Source organism: Nitrosomonas oligotropha (assembly GCF_900106555.1).
Classification (GTDB): domain Bacteria; phylum Pseudomonadota; class Gammaproteobacteria; order Burkholderiales; family Nitrosomonadaceae; genus Nitrosomonas; species Nitrosomonas oligotropha_A.
Genome location: NZ_FNOE01000002.1, coordinates 146,799 through 164,106, shown reverse-complemented (window position 1 = coordinate 164,106; position 17,308 = coordinate 146,799). Strand labels below are relative to the sequence as shown.

Genomic DNA, 17,308 nt, shown 5'->3' with positions numbered 1-17,308 from the left:
TATTATTTTACTTGATGAAACGGGCTAAAACCAGCAAAGCTTGGATGAAAGAACATGTTAATGATTTTTTCGTCAAGCAATCCAAGAAAGAAGGTTATCGTTCTCGCGCCGCTTACAAGCTGCTTGAGATCGCCGAACGGGATCATCTATTTAAATCCGGTATGATTGTTGTCGATTTAGGTGCTGCACCCGGCAGCTGGTCGCAAGTCGCCAGCCAGAAAGTGGGCCAGAAAGGAAAAGTAATTGCATTAGATATCCTGGAAATGGCGCCTTTGCCCGGTGTGGCATTTATTCAGGATGATTTTAGGGAAGAACGCGCTCTGTTTGAATTAAGAAAACATCTGGAGGAGCGGCAGCCGGATCTTGTCATTTCAGACATGGCGCCCAATATGAGTGGTATTGTAGTCAGCGATCAAGCCAGAAGTATGTATTTGGCTGAACTGGCGCTGGCATTCTCGATGGAACAACTGAACTATGGCGGAAATTTCCTAGTCAAAGTTTTTCAAGGTAGGGATTTTGAGCAATTTCATCGCGACATGCGCACCGGATTCAAAAGCGTTGTGGTACGAAAACCAGAAGCCTCGCGTGATCGCAGCAACGAATTATATTTATTAGGACTCGGAAAAAAGTAACACCGGAAATCGCTGAGAAATGAATGGATCCCCCCAGTGATTAAGACAAATGTAAAGAGTAGGATGATAGTTTGATAGCAAATTTCTATAACATGAACTGTTCTGTTCTATTTGACAAAATAGAGTTAGAATGCCCAATCAATGATTTTTAAGGTGCAAACCAAGGAGCTATCTTGAATAACTTAATTAAAAACATGGCCATTTGGCTGGTAATTGCACTTGTGTTGATGACCGTATTTAACCAATTCAGCGTACGTCAACCGACGCAAGTACCAATGGAATACTCTCAATTCATTTCTGAATTGAATCAAGGCAGAATTGCCAAAGTTGTCATTGAAGGCCGTACCCTGAAAGGTACGAAATCCGATGGCAGACGCTTTACAACCTATGCACCTTCTGATCCATGGATGGTCAGTGATTTACTCAGGGCTGGCGTCATTGTTGAAGCTAAGCCTGAAGAAGAACCATCTATGCTGATGAGTATTTTCATCTCATGGTTCCCAATGCTATTACTGATTGCAGTATGGATTTTCTTCATGCGGCAAATGCAAGGTGGCGGCCGTAATGGCGGCGCATTCTCGTTTGGTAAAAGCAAAGCGCGCATGTTAGATAAATCAGCCAACACAGTGACTTTCAACGACGTCGCAGGTTGCGAGGAAGCAAAGGAAGAAGTAGCGGAGCTGGTTGAATTCCTGCGCGACCCATCCAAATTCCAGAAACTTGGCGGACGAATCCCACGCGGCGTTTTGATGGTAGGCAGCCCAGGTACTGGTAAAACATTGCTGGCGCGAGCCATCGCAGGAGAAGCAGGAGTACCTTTCTTCAGCATTTCCGGTTCGGATTTCGTTGAAATGTTTGTCGGTGTGGGCGCATCCCGTGTGCGTGACATGTTCGAGCAAGCTAAAAAACATGCACCCTGCATTATCTTCATTGACGAGATTGATGCGGTTGGCCGTCAACGCGGTGCCGGACTGGGTGGCGGAAACGATGAGCGCGAACAAACGCTCAACCAATTGCTGGTGGAAATGGACGGTTTTGAAGGTGCTATGGGCGTGATCGTAATCGCAGCAACGAACCGTCCTGATGTATTGGATCCTGCATTGTTACGTCCTGGCCGTTTTGACCGTCAAGTTACGGTACCGTTACCGGACATTCGTGGACGGGAACAAATTCTGCATGTGCATATGCGCAAAGTACCGCTTTCACCCGATGTCAAAGCGGATATTCTGGCGCGTGGCACTCCCGGTATGTCGGGCGCCGATCTGGCCAACCTGGTCAATGAAGCAGCGTTGTTTGCCGCTCGCAGTAACAAGCGATTGGTCGACATGGAAGATTTTGAACGCGCCAAAGACAAAATTTTCATGGGCGCGGAACGCCGCTCGATGGTCATGCCGGAGCACGAACGCCGCAATACCGCTTACCATGAATCGGGACATGCGGTAGTGGCTCAATTGCTGCCGAAAACCGATCCGGTGCACAAAGTGACGATTATTCCGCGTGGCCGCGCATTGGGTGTCACGATGCAATTGCCAACGGAAGACCGTTTCAGCATGGAACGTGAAGAAATTCTGCAAAGAATTTCCGTGATGTTTGGTGGCCGTATTGCTGAGGAAGTTTTCATGCATCAAATGACCACCGGCGCATCCAATGACTTTGAGCGTGCTACCGAATTGGCGCGGCAAATGGTCACCCAGTGGGGGATGTCTGACGTACTTGGACCGATGGTTTATGGTGAAAATGAAGGCGAGGTTTTTCTCGGCCGTTCAGTAACCACGCATAAAAATATGAGTGAAAAAACGATGCAAACCGTTGATGCGGAAGTTCGCCGCATTGTGGATGAACAGTATGCGATTGCTCGTAAACTCATTGAAGAAAATAAAGATAAGATTGAAGCAATGACACAAGCATTGCTGGAATGGGAAACGATCGATAGCGATCAAATCAACGATATCATGGACGGCCGTCCACCACGTCCACCCAAACCGCCTCAATCAATGTCTTCCACAGTGGCAACCGAAGGATCATCTACTGCGGTAAAAACGGATGAACCCAAGGAACCCGCAGCACCGCAAGAAATAGCTAAAGAAGCAGACTAATCATCTGCAATCCAAATCAACGGGATACGACTAAAAAATCGTATCCCGTTTTCACTTCTACAATTCCTTAACGCATTGTGCCTTCATTACAGCAAAACCTTATTCTCTCAAGCAGCCGCCCGTTAATCATGGGCATCATCAACGTAACGCCGGACTCTTTCTCGGATGGCGGATTGTATTTATCAACACAGCAAGCCATTGCGCATGCCAGGAATCTGATCGATGAAGGCGCCGATATCCTGGATATCGGTGGAGAATCAGCGCGCCCGGGAAGTCAGCAAGTCAGTACCGAAGAAGAGTTAAAGCGTGTTATCCCTGTGCTGGAAGCGCTTGCCGATACTGGAATTCCTATATCGATCGATACTTCAAAGCCCGAAGTGATGAAACACGCCATAGCTGCAGGCGCTTTCATGATCAATGACGTGAATGCGTTACGCAGCCCCGGCGCATTGGAAACCGTCGCACAAAGCAATCACGTGCAACTTTGCTTAATGCATATGCAAGGCACGCCGCAAACCATGCAAGCAAACCCGCAATACCACAATATCGTTCATGAAGTGAAAGATTTCCTGCAACAACGCATCCAGGCAGCAGCAGCAGCTGGTATATCGAAAGACCGGCTGGTTATCGATCCGGGGTTCGGCTTTGGCAAAACGCTGCAACATAACTTCACCCTGTTAAATCAACTGGATCAATTGACCACACTTGGTGTTCCACTGTTAGCAGGCTTGTCGCGCAAATCCATGCTCGGAGCGATTACCGGAAACAACGTAGATCACCGCATTCATGAAAGTATCGCGGCAGCCTTGCTAGCAGTAACTAAAGGTGCCAAAATTGTACGTGTACACGATGTCAAAGTAAGCAAGGAAGCGCTTGCGATCTACAATGCCATGAAAAATTGTGCTGCACAGAAAATCAACTTAACCGCGTCGAATCGCAACAGACAACACCACTCAAATTGACTAAAAAATATTTTGGAACAGATGGTATCCGCGGGCGTGTCGGCAAAGAACCCATTACGCCGGATTTTATTCTGCATCTAGGCTATTCCGCCGGCAAAGTTCTCGCTGCTGCCGATTGGCATCTGATGCAAGGCAAACGCCCAACCGTTCTGATCGGTAAGGATACCCGGGTATCGGGTTATATGCTGGAATCCGCTTTGGAAGCAGGCTTATGCGCCGCCGGTGTGGATGTCATTCTATCCGGGCCGATGCCGACCCCGGCCATCGCGTACCTGATTCGCGCCTTGCGGCTGCAAGCCGGGATCGTCATTTCAGCTTCGCATAATCTATTCGAGGATAACGGCGTCAAATTCTTTTCTGCCGAAGGTAGAAAATTGCCTGACGAAATAGAGCATAAAATCGAAAGCGGCATCCATGCGCCGATCGAAACCAAACCTTCCGCGCAATTAGGAAAAGTACAGCGTATTGACGATGCCGCCGGACGTTATATCGAATTTTGCAAAAGTACTTTCCCTTATCACCTTGACCTGCGCGGACTACGTATCGTTGTCGATTGCGCGCATGGCGCCGCTTATCATATCGCCGGTCACGTCATGCACGAATTGGGTGCAGACGTCGTCACCATTGGCGTACAGCCCAATGGACTGAATATTAACCTGGAGTGCGGTGCGACGCATTGCGCGACATTGCAAAAAGCTGTCAAACAGCACCACGCCGACTTAGGTATCGCGTTGGATGGCGACGGCGACCGGCTCATGATGGTCGACAAAAATGGCCGGATTTATGATGGCGATCAACTGATTTATATTATCGCCAAACACCGCCAGCAGAATAAAATGCTGACCGGCGGGGTTGCCGGTACTTTGATGACTAATCTGGCGATCGAAGCGCAATTCAAAAAAATGAATATTCCATTTCTTCGCGCCAATGTCGGTGACCGCTACGTGTTGGAGGCATTGCAAGAGAAAGGGTGGCAGCTCGGCGGCGAGAATTCCGGACATATCATCTGCATGGACAAACATACGACAGGCGACGGCATTATTTCCGCTCTGCAAGTGCTGTATGCGTTACGCGATACGAATAAAACTCTGGCTGAGTTCCTGCGCGGCGTCTCGCTTTACCCGCAACGCTTGATCAACGTGAAAACTCCCAAACCGTTTAATTTCAGTGCCAATAAAGCAATCCAAGCCGTACGCGAAGAAGCCGAAACCGATCTGAATGACAAAGGACGCGTGCTGATTCGCGCATCAGGCACGGAACCGCTGATCCGTGTTATGGTGGAAGGTGAATCGAAGCATAAAATCAACCACTGGGCCGAGCGCATCGCTGCAACCATACAGACGGCCAGCAATTCTTGATACAGGCGTCATTTTTACCGGCAGATTTTTTACAAAAATTCGCAAAAAATCAACACATGTGCATCGACCTTAAGACAAAAAAGACATTGTCATAATCCTGTAACAATTCTGAAATAAGATACCGCACTGGTCGCACGATCTTTCATGACCATTTTATTGACTCACCTGGAGAACATATTCATGTTGACCTCGTTTAACTTCAGAACATTCCTAGCGGCTACACTGTTGAGTGCGTCCGCTATTACAACAGCAATCGCCAGTCCGATCGTAAAGATTGACGGCTCCAGCACGGTTTTCCCGATTACCGAAGCGGTTGCGGAAGACTTCCAGATCGCCAAGCGCGGCGCGGTTCGTGTCACTGTCGGCATCTCCGGAACCGGCGGTGGCTTCAAAAAATTCTGCCGCAATGAAATTGATATCGTCAATGCCTCGCGCCCCATCACTGAATTGGAAATGGAAGCCTGTAAGCAAACAGGTGTGCAATATATTGAAATGCCGATCGCATTTGATGCTCTGACCGTCGTTGTTAATCCCAAAAATACCTGGAGCAAAACCATCACCGTCGAGGAACTGAAAAAAATCTGGGAACCGGGTGCGCAAGGTAAAATCACCAACTGGAATCAAATCAATCCCGAATGGCCGGACAAAAAAATTAAACTCTACGGTCCAGGCGCGGATTCTGGCACATTTGAGTACTTCACCGAAGCCGTCGTCGGCAAAGCCAAATCAAGCCGCGGCGATTTCACCGCTTCTGAAGATGACAACGTGCTGGTGCAAGGTGTCGCAAGCGACATTTACGCGTTAGGATTCTTCGGTTTCGCGTATTACATCGAGAATAGCAAAAAAATCAGCGCCGTCGCGATCGACAACGGCAACGGCGGCGTGCTGCCATCCGCTGCAACGGTTGAAAATAATAGCTATAAACCATTATCGCGCCCGATATTCATCTACATTAACGCCAAGTCCACCGAAAAACCAGAAATTCAGGAATTTGTTAATTTTTATATGCAAAATGCCGCGGCGCTGGTGACGGAAGTCAAATATTTCCCGCTCTCAAAAGAAGTCTATAACCTCAACATCGAGCATCTGAACAAGAAGAAAGTAGGCACTGTGTTCAAAGGAACCGGAACGAACATCAAGCTGGAAGATATACTTAAACTGGAATCCAGCTTATAGCCTTCACCCGGTAAAAACTTCTACACGGATAGCGCTGTAGAAAATAGCCGCAACTCAAGGAAGCGCTGATTAACCCATAAGCCGGTATTTGGCTTAGAATTGATCAGCGCTTCCTTATTATTGGGATTAAAGAACTCGTCGAAACATCATGGATTTTTTACCGGTCTTCCTCAACATCAGAAACAAAGCTTGCTTGGTCGTCGGTGGCGGCGAGGTCGCCACGCGCAAGGTTATGCTTTTGCTTCAGACCGGTGCATATGTTTCGGTGGTCTCACCAGAGCTGAGTAGCGCATTAAATGAATTCCACGCACAAGGCAGAATCAAACACCATGCTGAATTCTTTCAGCCCGGACATTTGGAAGAGATCGTTTTGGTAATTGCCGCCACCGACGACCGCGACACCAACCGGCAAGTTTCCGCAGCAGCACAGCAGCGGCAGATTCCCGTCAATGTGGTCGATAATCCCGATCTTTGCACATTTATCATGCCCTCCATCGTTGACCGTTCACCGCTGCTGATCGCCATCTCCAGCGGCGGGCAATCGCCCGTACTGGCGAGACTTTTACGCGCGCAATTGGAAACCATGATACCGGCCGCTTACGGGCACCTCGCCACGTTGGCGGGTAAATTCCGCGAGCACGTTAAGCAACATTTCACGCACCCGGAAAAGCGGCGGATTTTCTGGGAAAAAACACTGCAAGGCCGGTTCAGCGAAATGGTACTGGCGGGACAAGACGAAGCTGCGCAGGATTATTTGTTGCAGTCCTTGCAGCAGGAAAAAGACCAGCCACCGCAAGGCGAGGTTTATTTGGTCGGTGCCGGACCGGGAAATCCCGACTTACTGACGTTCCGCGCCATGCGCCTGATGCAGCAAGCCGACGTGGTGGTTTACGACCGTCTGGTTTCGCCTGCGATTCTCGACATGGTGCGCCGCGACGCCGAACGCATTTACGCCGGCAAAGAGCGCAACCGCCATACTTTGCAGCAGGAATCGATCAACCAACTGCTGGTGCGGCTGGCGCAAGAAGGCAAACGCGTGCTGCGGCTGAAAGGCGGCGACCCGTTTATTTTCGGCCGCGGCGGCGAAGAAATCGAAACCCTAGCTGCGCACCGCATTCCTTTTCAAGTCGTGCCCGGCATTACTGCTGCATCGGGGGTCGCCGCTTATGCCGGTATTCCATTGACGCACCGCGATTACGCGCAATCGTGCATTTTTGTCACCGGCCACTTGAAAAATAACAGTATCGATCTCGACTGGCCCCATCTCGCCCGCCCCAATCAGACCATCGTGATTTATATGGGACTCCTGGGTCTGCCCGTACTATGCCAGCAATTGATTGTGCACGGCCTGCTGGACAGCACACCCGCCGCCATCATTCAGCAGGGTACCACGCAGAAACAAAGAATTGTGACCGGCACCCTGCAAACATTGCCGGAGCTGGCGGAAGCCGCTCATTTGACCCCGCCGACCCTGATCATCGTCGGGCAAGTCGTCAAACTGCATCAAAATCTCGCCTGGTTCGAACCGGCTTCGGAAGCGGAAAATACGCAGGCGCACTTCCTGGCATTGGATCAACCGGCAAAACCATCATCCGAATAACAATCCCGCCCGGCTCGACCGTTTTATTCCGGCTCGGCAAAGCGCATCGACAAATCGATCGCTTGAATATTTTTGGTTAAGCCACCAATCGAAATCCGATCCACCCCTGTTTCCGCCACCTGCCGCAGGTTATCCAAGGTAATGTTGCCGGATGCTTCCAATATGACAGCTTTACCCGCTTGCTTGCGAGCCAACGTCACCGCATCCGCTAGCTGATTCAACGTGAAATTGTCCAGCAACACCATGTGGGCACCCGCTGCCAATGCTTCCTGTAATTCCTGCAACGACTCCACTTCGATCTGGATAAACACACCCGGCGGCGCGATTTCGCGCGCCCTGCTTAAAGCCGGTTGAATCCCTCCTGCGGCGATGATGTGGTTCTCCTTGATCAGAATCCCGTCGTACAAGCCAATGCGATGATTCACCCCGCCGCCACAGGTCACCGCATATTTCTGCGCTAGGCGCAACCCCGGCAGCGTTTTGCGCGTATCGACGATCACCGTCCGGGTACCAGCGACAGCATCGGCATACCGTCGGGTTTGCGTCGCCACGGCGGACAGCAATTGCAGAAAATTCAGCGCTGAGCGCTCCGCCGTCAACAGCGCGCGGGCATTTCCTTTGATCTTGCATAATGTCTGTCCAGCGTGAATTGCATCGCCATCCTTGGCGCACCATTCGATCTCTGTGTCCGCCGCCAGCGATACAAAACACGCTTCAAACCATTGCATCCCGCATAACACGGCATCTTCCCGGCTGATCACCGTTGCTTGCAAGGTTTTGTCAACCGGTATCAACGACGCCGTCAGATCACCGCTGCCGATATCCTCTTGCAACGCGCGTTGCACATTAGCGCAAATTTCATCGTGTAAATCCAGCATTTTTATCCTCAACCGCCATGAAGCCATGCATTATAGTGCACACAAGTGGTTCACTTCCGCCAATCGAACAGCTAGTATAGCGATTGGCTTGCGAAATAAGGAGAGCATATGTCCAGCGCTTTTGACTTGATCTTTTTCAGTATTGCCGCAATGCTGGGCGTAGCCGCTGTCGGTTTGATCGCCGTCTGGTTCATCCAGGATGTCACGCAAAAGAAGCATTCGATCCTGCGCAATTACCCGGTGATTGGCCGGTTGCGTTATTTTTTTGAAATCCAGGGCAAGTATTTCCGGCAATATTTCTTCGCCAATGACCGCGACGAGATGCCGTTCAATCGCGCCACGCGCGGCTGGATTTACAAGAATTCCAAGAATAAGGGCAGTCTGGTCGGTTTCGGGTCGACAAACGATTTGCGCCAGCCGGGTTCGATTATTTTCGTCAACGCTGCCTTTCCGATTCAGGAAGAAGACCAGTTGCCGACACCGTCGTTACGCATCGGTGAAGGTTACTGCGAACAGCCATTCGAGGCGAAATCGATCATCAATATCAGCGGCATGAGTTACGGCGCCATCTCGAAACCGGCGGTGCGGGCGTTATCGCTCGGTGCCGCGCAGGCGGGTTGCTGGATGAATACCGGTGAAGGCGGGTTGGCACCGTATCATTTGGAAGGCGATTGCGATTTGATCATGCAAATCGGCACCGCGAAGTACGGCATCCGCGATGAGCACGGCAATTTCTCAGCGCAGCGCGCGAAAGAGCTAAGCAAAGTCGTCAAAGCCTTCGAGATCAAGCTATCGCAAGGCGCAAAACCCGGCAAGGGCGGATTGCTGCCGGCGGGCAAAGTGCATGAAGAAATCGCCTCGATCCGCGGCATTCCGGTGCATCAGGATTCGATCAGCCCGAACCGCCACAAGGACATTAACAACATCGACGAGCTGCTCGATAAAATCCATTACATCCGAGAATTGACAGGCCGTCCGGTCGGTATCAAAACAGCGATCGGCGGGTGGAATTTCATCAATGAGCTGTGCGACAGTATCAATCGCCGCGGACTCGAATATGCCCCGGACTTTTTGACCATCGACGGCGGCGAAGGCGGCAGCGGCGCGGCACCGCAGACCTTGATGGATCACGTCAGTTTACCGATCGCGGAAGCCCTGCCACGCGTCGTCGATGCGCTGCTGCAATCCGATCTTAAGAAGCGCATCTATGTGGTGGCAGCCGGAAAACTGGTGACTTCCGCGGAAGGTGCTTGGGCGCTGTGCGCCGGTGCTGATTTTGTCAACACTGCGCGCGGCTTTATGTTTTCACTCGGGTGCATCCAGGCGATGCGCTGCCATCTGAATACCTGCCCGACCGGCATTACTACGCATGACGAACGGCTGCAAAACGGTTTAGTGGTGGAAGAAAAATATCTGCGGGTCGCGAACTACGCCCGGAATGTCAATAAAGAAATCAACATGATCGCCCATTCATGCGGTTTGCGCCACGCGCGGCAATTTAAACGTGAACATGTGCGTATCGTCGAAACGGCGGGCAAAAGCGTAGCGCTGAATATCCTTTATCCTTACCCGGAGCCTAACAAGAAAAAAATATAGATTTAAAAATCCACTGGTCATTTCCCGGCTGGCCTGCTGTTTATCGAGCGTTAGCGCCAGCCTTAAAGAATTAACCCGACTAAATCCCGCCTCATCATACTGAAAATAAGGGGTAAAAATGCCCTTTAAATATGACTTAAGTCTATTGTCAGTCCACCGATAATACATGCCTTACGCTGAAACCACACCCACTGACCGGCCAATAGACATACGACAAAACATGTTTCGTTTTTTCATCAATCAGGACGACAAAAAGATTCGTGTTATCAGCGGATTGACACTGAGTATCCTGATCTTGTCAGCGGGTTTCTCCGTTTACAGCGTCATGCAGCCGCAAACCGAAGCCATGGCCACTTCAGGACTCCGTGCCACTTTAGAGAATACCGTTAGACTGATCGAAAATCAGATCTCGCACTCCCTGGCAAATAGCCGGGCAATATCCGTTAATACCGTTCTGATTGAAAGTTTGGAAAAGCTTAATGCCGCTGAATCCGGAAACGAAGACATAGCCGTACTGCTAAAAACCACGGAAAAAATACTAACCACGTCTTTCTCCGGCATCAAAATCTATGACTCCGAAGACAATCTCATCGTCGATGCAGGCATTAATTCCAGTCACGCGCATCCGGGTATCGAACTGAGCGCCACTCCCGGTATCCGCACAATATTATTGTGGCAAGAACAGTTCATTATCCGTAATTCCCTTCCGGTACTGAATGGCAAGAATCACGTCATTGGCCGGATCACAACCGAAGAACACATACCCGATCTTACGAGGATATTCAAAGAAGCCGTTTTGATCGGTAGAACCGGCGACTTTCTTCTTTGCGCGCCGGTCCAAGAAAGTAATCTCGATATGAATTGCTTCGTGCGCGGGTTGGATGGAAGTCAATTTAAACGCATGCAACGCATCATGCACAACAAACCATTACCGGTACACTTTGCGCTTGAAGGACAAAACGGCGTTAAATTTACGAAGGATTACCGGCAAATGGATGTCGTCGCGGCACATTCGCCCGTCGCCTTCGGCCTAGGCGCTGTGCTCAAGATGGATGAAAAAGAACTTTATGGCAATTTCTCCGAGCAAATCATAACGATTTTATTTTATCTGGCTCTGCTTGTTCTGGCCGGCATGGCGATTGTTTATTGGTTAACCAAGCCGCTTATTCACAAAACGATTAAATCGAAAAATGCCTCGATCAAAGCGCATGAGGAATTGCTACAAGCTAAAAACAACGCTGAAAAGATTTCATTGGAGCTGACCGCTTATTTAAATGCCATAGGGAAACTCGCCTTAATTTCAATCACGGATCGCACAGGCAACATTATTCAGGTCAACGAAAAGTTTTGCGAGGTCAGCGGCTATACGCAGGAAGAATTGATTGGTAAGAATCATCGTATTCTGAACTCATGCACGCATCCAAAATCATTTTTCGACGAAATGTGGGCCACTATCGCAAAAGGTCAAACTTGGCACCGGGAAGTCTGCAATCGCGATAAATCGGGCAAGCTCTACTGGGTTGATTCGACCATCGTACCGCTGGTGAACGTTCACGGAGAAATCGATCGTTACCTTGCCGTGTGGGTGGATATCACCGCACGTAAGCAAAATGATCTGGACCTAAGCGAACGGCTGAAAGAAAGCAATTGCTTGCATGTAGTGCGCAATTATCTGGAGCAGGATCAAGATACCGAAAAAACCTGCCAGAGCATATTACGGTCATTAATACAGGCGCTGCAATTTTCTGACATAGCCGCCGCTGCGATTACACTAGGCGGCACACAGTTCGCCACTGCCGGATATCAAGACAATTTTACTCATACGATAAACGCCGCGATCATCGCTAATGGAGAAGCATGCGGGCGATTGGAAGTAGCCTATACACAGGATATTCCATTCGCCTTACCTTATGAGCAGAATCTTATTGACACGATCGCGCATGATCTGAGCCGCTGGTACGAGCGCAAAGAAGCCGAAAAGCGCATTATCGAAATGGCCACGCACGATGCACTAACCGGACTGCCCAACCGGCATTTGCTGCAAGATCGCATCGAACAGGCACTGGTTCACGATACACGCAGTCAAAAACAAATGGCAGTGTTATTTATCGATCTGGATCATTTCAAAACCATCAATGACTCGCTCGGTCACGATATCGGTGACCTGCTGTTGCAGGCGGTCGCGGAGAGATTGCTGACTTGCGTGCGCAGCGAAGATACCGTGGCCCGTCAGGGCGGCGATGAGTTTATTGTAGTGCTGAATGCGATAGCGGAATCGCTGGATGCCGCCAAAGTGGCGCAGAAAATTCTCGATGCATTGATGCGTCCCTACTATATCCACAAAAATGAATTACATATCTGCGGCAGCATCGGTATCGCCGTCTTCCCGGACGATGGCGCTAATGCCGAAACATTGCTGAAAAACAGCGATGTGGCGATGTATCATGCCAAGGAAAATGGCCGGAACAACTATCAGTTCTTCACCGATGAACTCAATAAATCAGCCCATGAAAGACATACGCTCGGCCTCGATTTACGTTATGCATTAGAGCGCAATGAGCTAGTTTTACATTACCAGCCGATCATGGATATGCCGGATCATCAGTTGCACAGTGTCGAAGCGTTGTTGCGCTGGCGGCATCCGCAACACAAGCTGATCGCACCAGATAAATTCATCAACCTGGCGGAAGAAACCGGTTTAATTATTCCGATCGGTGAATGGGTGGTAAAAACGGTGTGCGAACAAATCAATGCCTGGCAGGCGCGAGGCTACCGCATCCCCAAAGTAGCCATTAACCTATCCGCGCGGCAATTCCGTGATAAGGAGTTAATCAATAATATTGCGCGTATCTTGGATGAAACCGGCGTAGCAGCCCACCACATCACGCTGGAAATCACAGAAAGTATGCTGATCGATAATATTGAGAAAGTCGTGGAAACACTCAATTGTCTCAACGCCATGGGCATTCGTATCTCAATTGATGATTTCGGCACCGGCTATTCAAGTCTCAGTTATCTGAAGCGTTTCCCGATTCACACCCTCAAAATCGACCGCACCTTTGTGCGCGACATCGTCACCGACAGAAGCGATCACACCATTGTTGCAACGATCATCGCGATGGCACACAGCCTGGAAATGGATGTCATCGCAGAAGGCATAGAAACAGAGGAACAACTCAATCTTTTGCGTGCTCAGCATTGCAATCACTATCAAGGCTATTATTTCAGCAAGCCGGTCACCGCTGCTGAAATCGAGTACATGCTCATTAAACCCGCATCACGCCATAGAAAGATTCACGCCATCCGTTCGGCCGGTTAATCCACTCTTGAAATTTCACACATTTCCCCCACGTAGGCAATAACAACCTACGATGGGAGAATTTAATGCGTTTTGACAAACTAACCACTAAGTTTCAACAAGCTTTCGCGGATGCGCAAAGTATCGCCGTTGGTCAGGATAATCCGGCCATCGAACCACAGCATCTTCTGTTGGCTTTACTGCAACAAGACGATGGCAGTACCGTTTCTTTACTGCAACGCTCCGGTGTCAATACCACGCCGCTGCTGGAGAGCCTCAAACAGAACGTGCAGCGTCTGCCGAAAGTGGAAAACGCAGGCGGGGAAGTCAATATCTCTCGCACCCTGAATAATCTGCTCAATCTGGCGGATAAGGAAGCGCAAAAACGCAATGATCAATTCATCGCTTCAGAAATGTTCCTGCTCGCTTGTTTGCAGGACAAAGGCGAGATCAGCGCACTGCTCAAGCAACACGGCGCCAATGCCGCGGCACTGGAACGCGCCATCAACGCCATCCGTGGCGGCGAGCAAGTCAGCAGCGCGGAAGCAGAAAGCAGCCGCGAAGCGTTAAAAAAATATACCCTGGACCTTACCGAACGGGCACGCCAAGGCAAACTGGATCCAGTCATCGGCCGCGACGACGAGATCCGCCGGGCAGTACAAGTGTTGCAACGACGCACCAAAAACAATCCGGTGCTGATCGGTGAGCCGGGTGTGGGCAAAACCGCCATCGTTGAAGGCTTGGCGCAGCGCATAGTCAACGGGGAAGTGCCGGAAAGCTTGAAAGACAAACGTGTTCTCTCTTTGGATATGGCCGCCCTGCTGGCCGGCGCCAAGTATCGCGGTGAGTTCGAGGAACGCCTCAAATCGGTACTCAAAGAACTCGCACAAGACGAAGGAAAAACCATTGTCTTCATCGACGAACTGCATACCATGGTGGGTGCCGGTAAAGCGGAAGGTGCGATGGATGCGGGCAACATGTTGAAGCCGGCGTTGGCGCGTGGAGAATTACACTGCGTCGGCGCGACAACCTTGGATGAATACCGCAAATACATTGAAAAAGACGCCGCACTGGAACGGCGCTTCCAAAAAGTCTTGGTGGAAGAACCGAGTGTGGAAGCCACCATTGCAATCCTGCGCGGCTTACAGGAAAAATACGAAGTGCATCATGGCGTGGATATCACCGATCCCGCTATTGTCGCAGCTGCGGAATTATCCAACCGCTACATTACCGATCGTTTTCTGCCGGACAAGGCAATCGACCTGATCGACGAAGCCGCGGCACGCATCCGCATGGAAATTGACTCCAAACCGGAGGCATTGGATAAACTGGACCGCCGTTTAATCCAACTCAAAATTGAACGTGAAGCGATCAAAAAAGAAAAAGACGAGGCATCGCAAAAGCGGCTGCAATTGCTGGAAGAAGAAATAAGACAAAAAGAACGTGAGTATGCCGATCTCGCCGAAATCTGGAAAACCGAAAAATTCCAGGTGCAAGGTTCGCAGCATATTAAAGAGGAAATGGAAAAAATCAAGCTGGAAATCGAAGCGGCCACCCGCAAAGGCGATTGGCAAAAAGTTTCGGAATTGCAGTATGGACGGCTTCCGCAACTGGAAGCGCAATTGCAATCCCAGCTGAAACAACAGAGTGAAGGCGCTGAACCAGGCGCTGCAAACGCGCCTAAGTTATTGCGCACGCAAGTTGGCGCGGAAGAGATCGCCGAAGTGGTATCGCGCGCGACCGGCATTCCGGTATCGAAAATGATGCAGGGAGAACGTGAAAAACTACTGCTGATGGAACAAAAGCTGCATGATCGCGTGGTCGGACAGGATGAAGCCGTGCGGCTGGTATCGGATGCGATCCGGCGTTCCCGCGCCGGGCTGTCCGATCCCAACCGGCCTTACGGATCGTTCCTGTTCCTGGGCCCAACCGGCGTGGGCAAGACTGAGCTGTGCAAAGCTTTGGCCGGATTCTTGTTTGACTCGGAAGATCATTTAATCCGCGTCGATATGTCTGAATTCATGGAGAAACATTCGGTCGCACGCTTGATCGGCGCGCCACCGGGCTATGTCGGCTATGAGGAAGGCGGCTACTTAACCGAACTGGTGCGCAGAAAACCGTATGCGGTCATCTTGTTGGATGAAGTGGAGAAAGCGCATCCAGATGTGTTTAATGTGCTGCTGCAAGTACTCGATGATGGGCGCATGACCGATGGTCAAGGACGCACGGTTGATTTTAAGAATACCGTGATCGTCATGACATCCAATTTAGGATCGCAAATGATTCAGGAAATGTCCGGAAACGATTATCAAGTTATCAAACAGGCTGTCATGGGTGAAGTCAAAACATACTTCCGTCCGGAATTCATTAATCGCATTGATGAAGTGGTCGTATTCCATGCGCTTGATCAGAGACATATTCAGTCGATTGCCAAGATCCAATTACAATACCTTGAAGCAAGATTGGCCAAGCTGGAAATGAAGCTTGAAGTCAGCGATGCCGCTTTGTCTTCTATTTCGCAAGCAGGCTTTGACCCGGTATTCGGCGCACGCCCTCTAAAACGAGCGATCCAGACGCAAATCGAGAACCCGCTCGCCAAAGAGATTCTGGAAGGAAAATTTGTTGCAAAAGATACTATTAAGGTTGATTTCAGCGATGACACGATCCGTTTTACACGTGTAAGCGGATAACCGCGTGCTATCAGTGAATCCCAAAATAGGATTGGAAATGAACAGCCAGAAAAAATAGACCGGGAGACGTGGTGAATATACTTAAACACTACGAGATTCGGGTAAAATGTATTCTTTTTACCGGATAGATTGTCATGTTTAAAGGTAGCTTGGTTGCTATCGTCACCCCGATGGATGAAGAAGGCGGATTGGATCTGGATCGCTTCCGCGCTCTGCTCGATTTCCACATAGACCAAGGTACCGACGGTGTCGTCATCGTTGGTACGACAGGCGAATCCCCAACAGTAGATTTTGAGGAACATCATCTGTTGATGCGTACCGCGGTTGATCATGTGGCCGGACGCATACCGGTGATTGCCGGTACGGGTGCCAATTCAACACGAGAAGCGATCGATTTATCGGTTTACGCCAAGAATGCGGGGGTCGATGCCTGCCTCTCGGTTGCGCCTTATTACAACAAGCCAACGCAGGAAGGACTGTATCAACACTTCAAAGCAATCGCCGAGGCCGTTGATATCCCGCACATTTTATATAATGTTCCGGGCCGGACCGTGGCTGATATCCGTAACGATACGGCGTTACGTTTAGCGCAGATTCCCAACATCGTCGGCATTAAAGACGCCACCGGCGATATCGGACGAGGTTCCGATCTGTTACAACGCGCGCCGTCTGATTTCTTCATTTATAGCGGAGATGATGTCAGTGGGCTGGCATTTTTGCTGCTGGGCGGGCATGGTGTGATTTCAGTCACGGCCAATGTAGCGCCCCGGATGATGCACGACATGTGCGTTGCAGCATTTACAGGCGACCTCAATACCGCGCGTGCGCTCAATAATAAGCTTTTGCGTTTACACCTTGATCTGTTCGTTGAAGCCAATCCTATCCCGGTAAAATGGGCTGTCGAGCAAATGGGACTCATCGGCCCTGGAATCCGTCTGCCGCTCACGCCTTTATCCAGCCAGTACCACCAACTTATTCGCGAAGCAATGCAATCAGCCAATATCCACGATTTGAAGAGGTAA

At 50.2% G+C, this 17,308-nt stretch carries 11 protein-coding genes; 10 read left to right on the top strand and 1 reads right to left on the bottom strand.

Annotation, left to right across the window (positions count from 1 at the left end; all coding sequences use genetic code 11):
- The first annotated feature begins 14 nt into the window (after nucleotides 1-14).
- The 6 genes from BLU57_RS02235 (at nucleotide 15) to cysG (ending at nucleotide 7,824) form a co-directional block, all read left to right on the top strand.
- Nucleotides 15-632, top strand: a complete 618-nt coding sequence (locus tag BLU57_RS02235) for an RlmE family RNA methyltransferase (RefSeq protein ID WP_090315587.1) — start codon at nucleotides 15-17, stop codon at nucleotides 630-632.
- 173 nt (nucleotides 633-805) lie between these two features.
- On the top strand, nucleotides 806-2,728 hold the full coding sequence (gene ftsH / locus BLU57_RS02230) for an ATP-dependent zinc metalloprotease FtsH (RefSeq protein ID WP_090315584.1): 1,923 nt from the start codon (nucleotides 806-808) through the stop codon (nucleotides 2,726-2,728).
- A gap of 128 nt (nucleotides 2,729-2,856) precedes the next feature.
- Nucleotides 2,857-3,690, top strand: coding sequence for a dihydropteroate synthase (gene folP / locus BLU57_RS02225; RefSeq protein ID WP_090315583.1), 834 nt, complete (start codon nucleotides 2,857-2,859; stop codon nucleotides 3,688-3,690).
- On the top strand, nucleotides 3,687-5,048 hold the full coding sequence (gene glmM / locus BLU57_RS02220; RefSeq protein ID WP_090315581.1) for a phosphoglucosamine mutase: 1,362 nt from the start codon (nucleotides 3,687-3,689) through the stop codon (nucleotides 5,046-5,048). Before folP ends, glmM begins: the two co-directional genes overlap by 4 nt.
- 180 nt (nucleotides 5,049-5,228) lie before the next feature.
- Nucleotides 5,229-6,224, top strand: a complete 996-nt coding sequence (locus tag BLU57_RS02215) for a PstS family phosphate ABC transporter substrate-binding protein (RefSeq protein WP_090315579.1) — start codon at nucleotides 5,229-5,231, stop codon at nucleotides 6,222-6,224.
- 148 nt (nucleotides 6,225-6,372) lie between these two features.
- Complete coding sequence (gene cysG / locus BLU57_RS02210) at nucleotides 6,373-7,824, top strand: siroheme synthase CysG (RefSeq protein WP_090315577.1); 1,452 nt, start codon at nucleotides 6,373-6,375, stop codon at nucleotides 7,822-7,824.
- Between the two features lie 23 nt (nucleotides 7,825-7,847).
- On the opposite strand, the gene nadC is transcribed toward cysG, so the two are convergent.
- On the bottom strand, nucleotides 7,848-8,702 hold the full coding sequence (gene nadC / locus BLU57_RS02205) for a carboxylating nicotinate-nucleotide diphosphorylase (RefSeq protein WP_218131624.1): 855 nt from the start codon (nucleotides 8,700-8,702) through the stop codon (nucleotides 7,848-7,850).
- Nucleotides 8,703-8,810: 108 nt separating this feature from the next.
- Here nadC and BLU57_RS02200 point away from each other — a divergent pair, with 108 nt between their 5' ends.
- From BLU57_RS02200 to dapA, 4 genes are all read left to right on the top strand, one after another.
- Complete coding sequence (locus BLU57_RS02200; protein ID WP_090315573.1) at nucleotides 8,811-10,298, top strand: FMN-binding glutamate synthase family protein; 1,488 nt, start codon at nucleotides 8,811-8,813, stop codon at nucleotides 10,296-10,298.
- Nucleotides 10,299-10,518: 220 nt separating this feature from the next.
- On the top strand, nucleotides 10,519-13,617 hold the full coding sequence (locus tag BLU57_RS02195; protein ID WP_090315571.1) for a sensor domain-containing protein: 3,099 nt from the start codon (nucleotides 10,519-10,521) through the stop codon (nucleotides 13,615-13,617).
- Between the two features lie 65 nt (nucleotides 13,618-13,682).
- Nucleotides 13,683-16,286 (top strand): ATP-dependent chaperone ClpB, encoded by a 2,604-nt coding sequence (clpB, locus tag BLU57_RS02190; protein WP_090315569.1) that lies wholly within the window; start codon nucleotides 13,683-13,685, stop codon nucleotides 16,284-16,286.
- Between the two features lie 134 nt (nucleotides 16,287-16,420).
- Nucleotides 16,421-17,308: a 4-hydroxy-tetrahydrodipicolinate synthase gene (gene dapA, locus BLU57_RS02185; RefSeq protein ID WP_090315567.1), complete on the top strand. Its 888-nt coding sequence runs from the start codon at nucleotides 16,421-16,423 to the stop codon at nucleotides 17,306-17,308.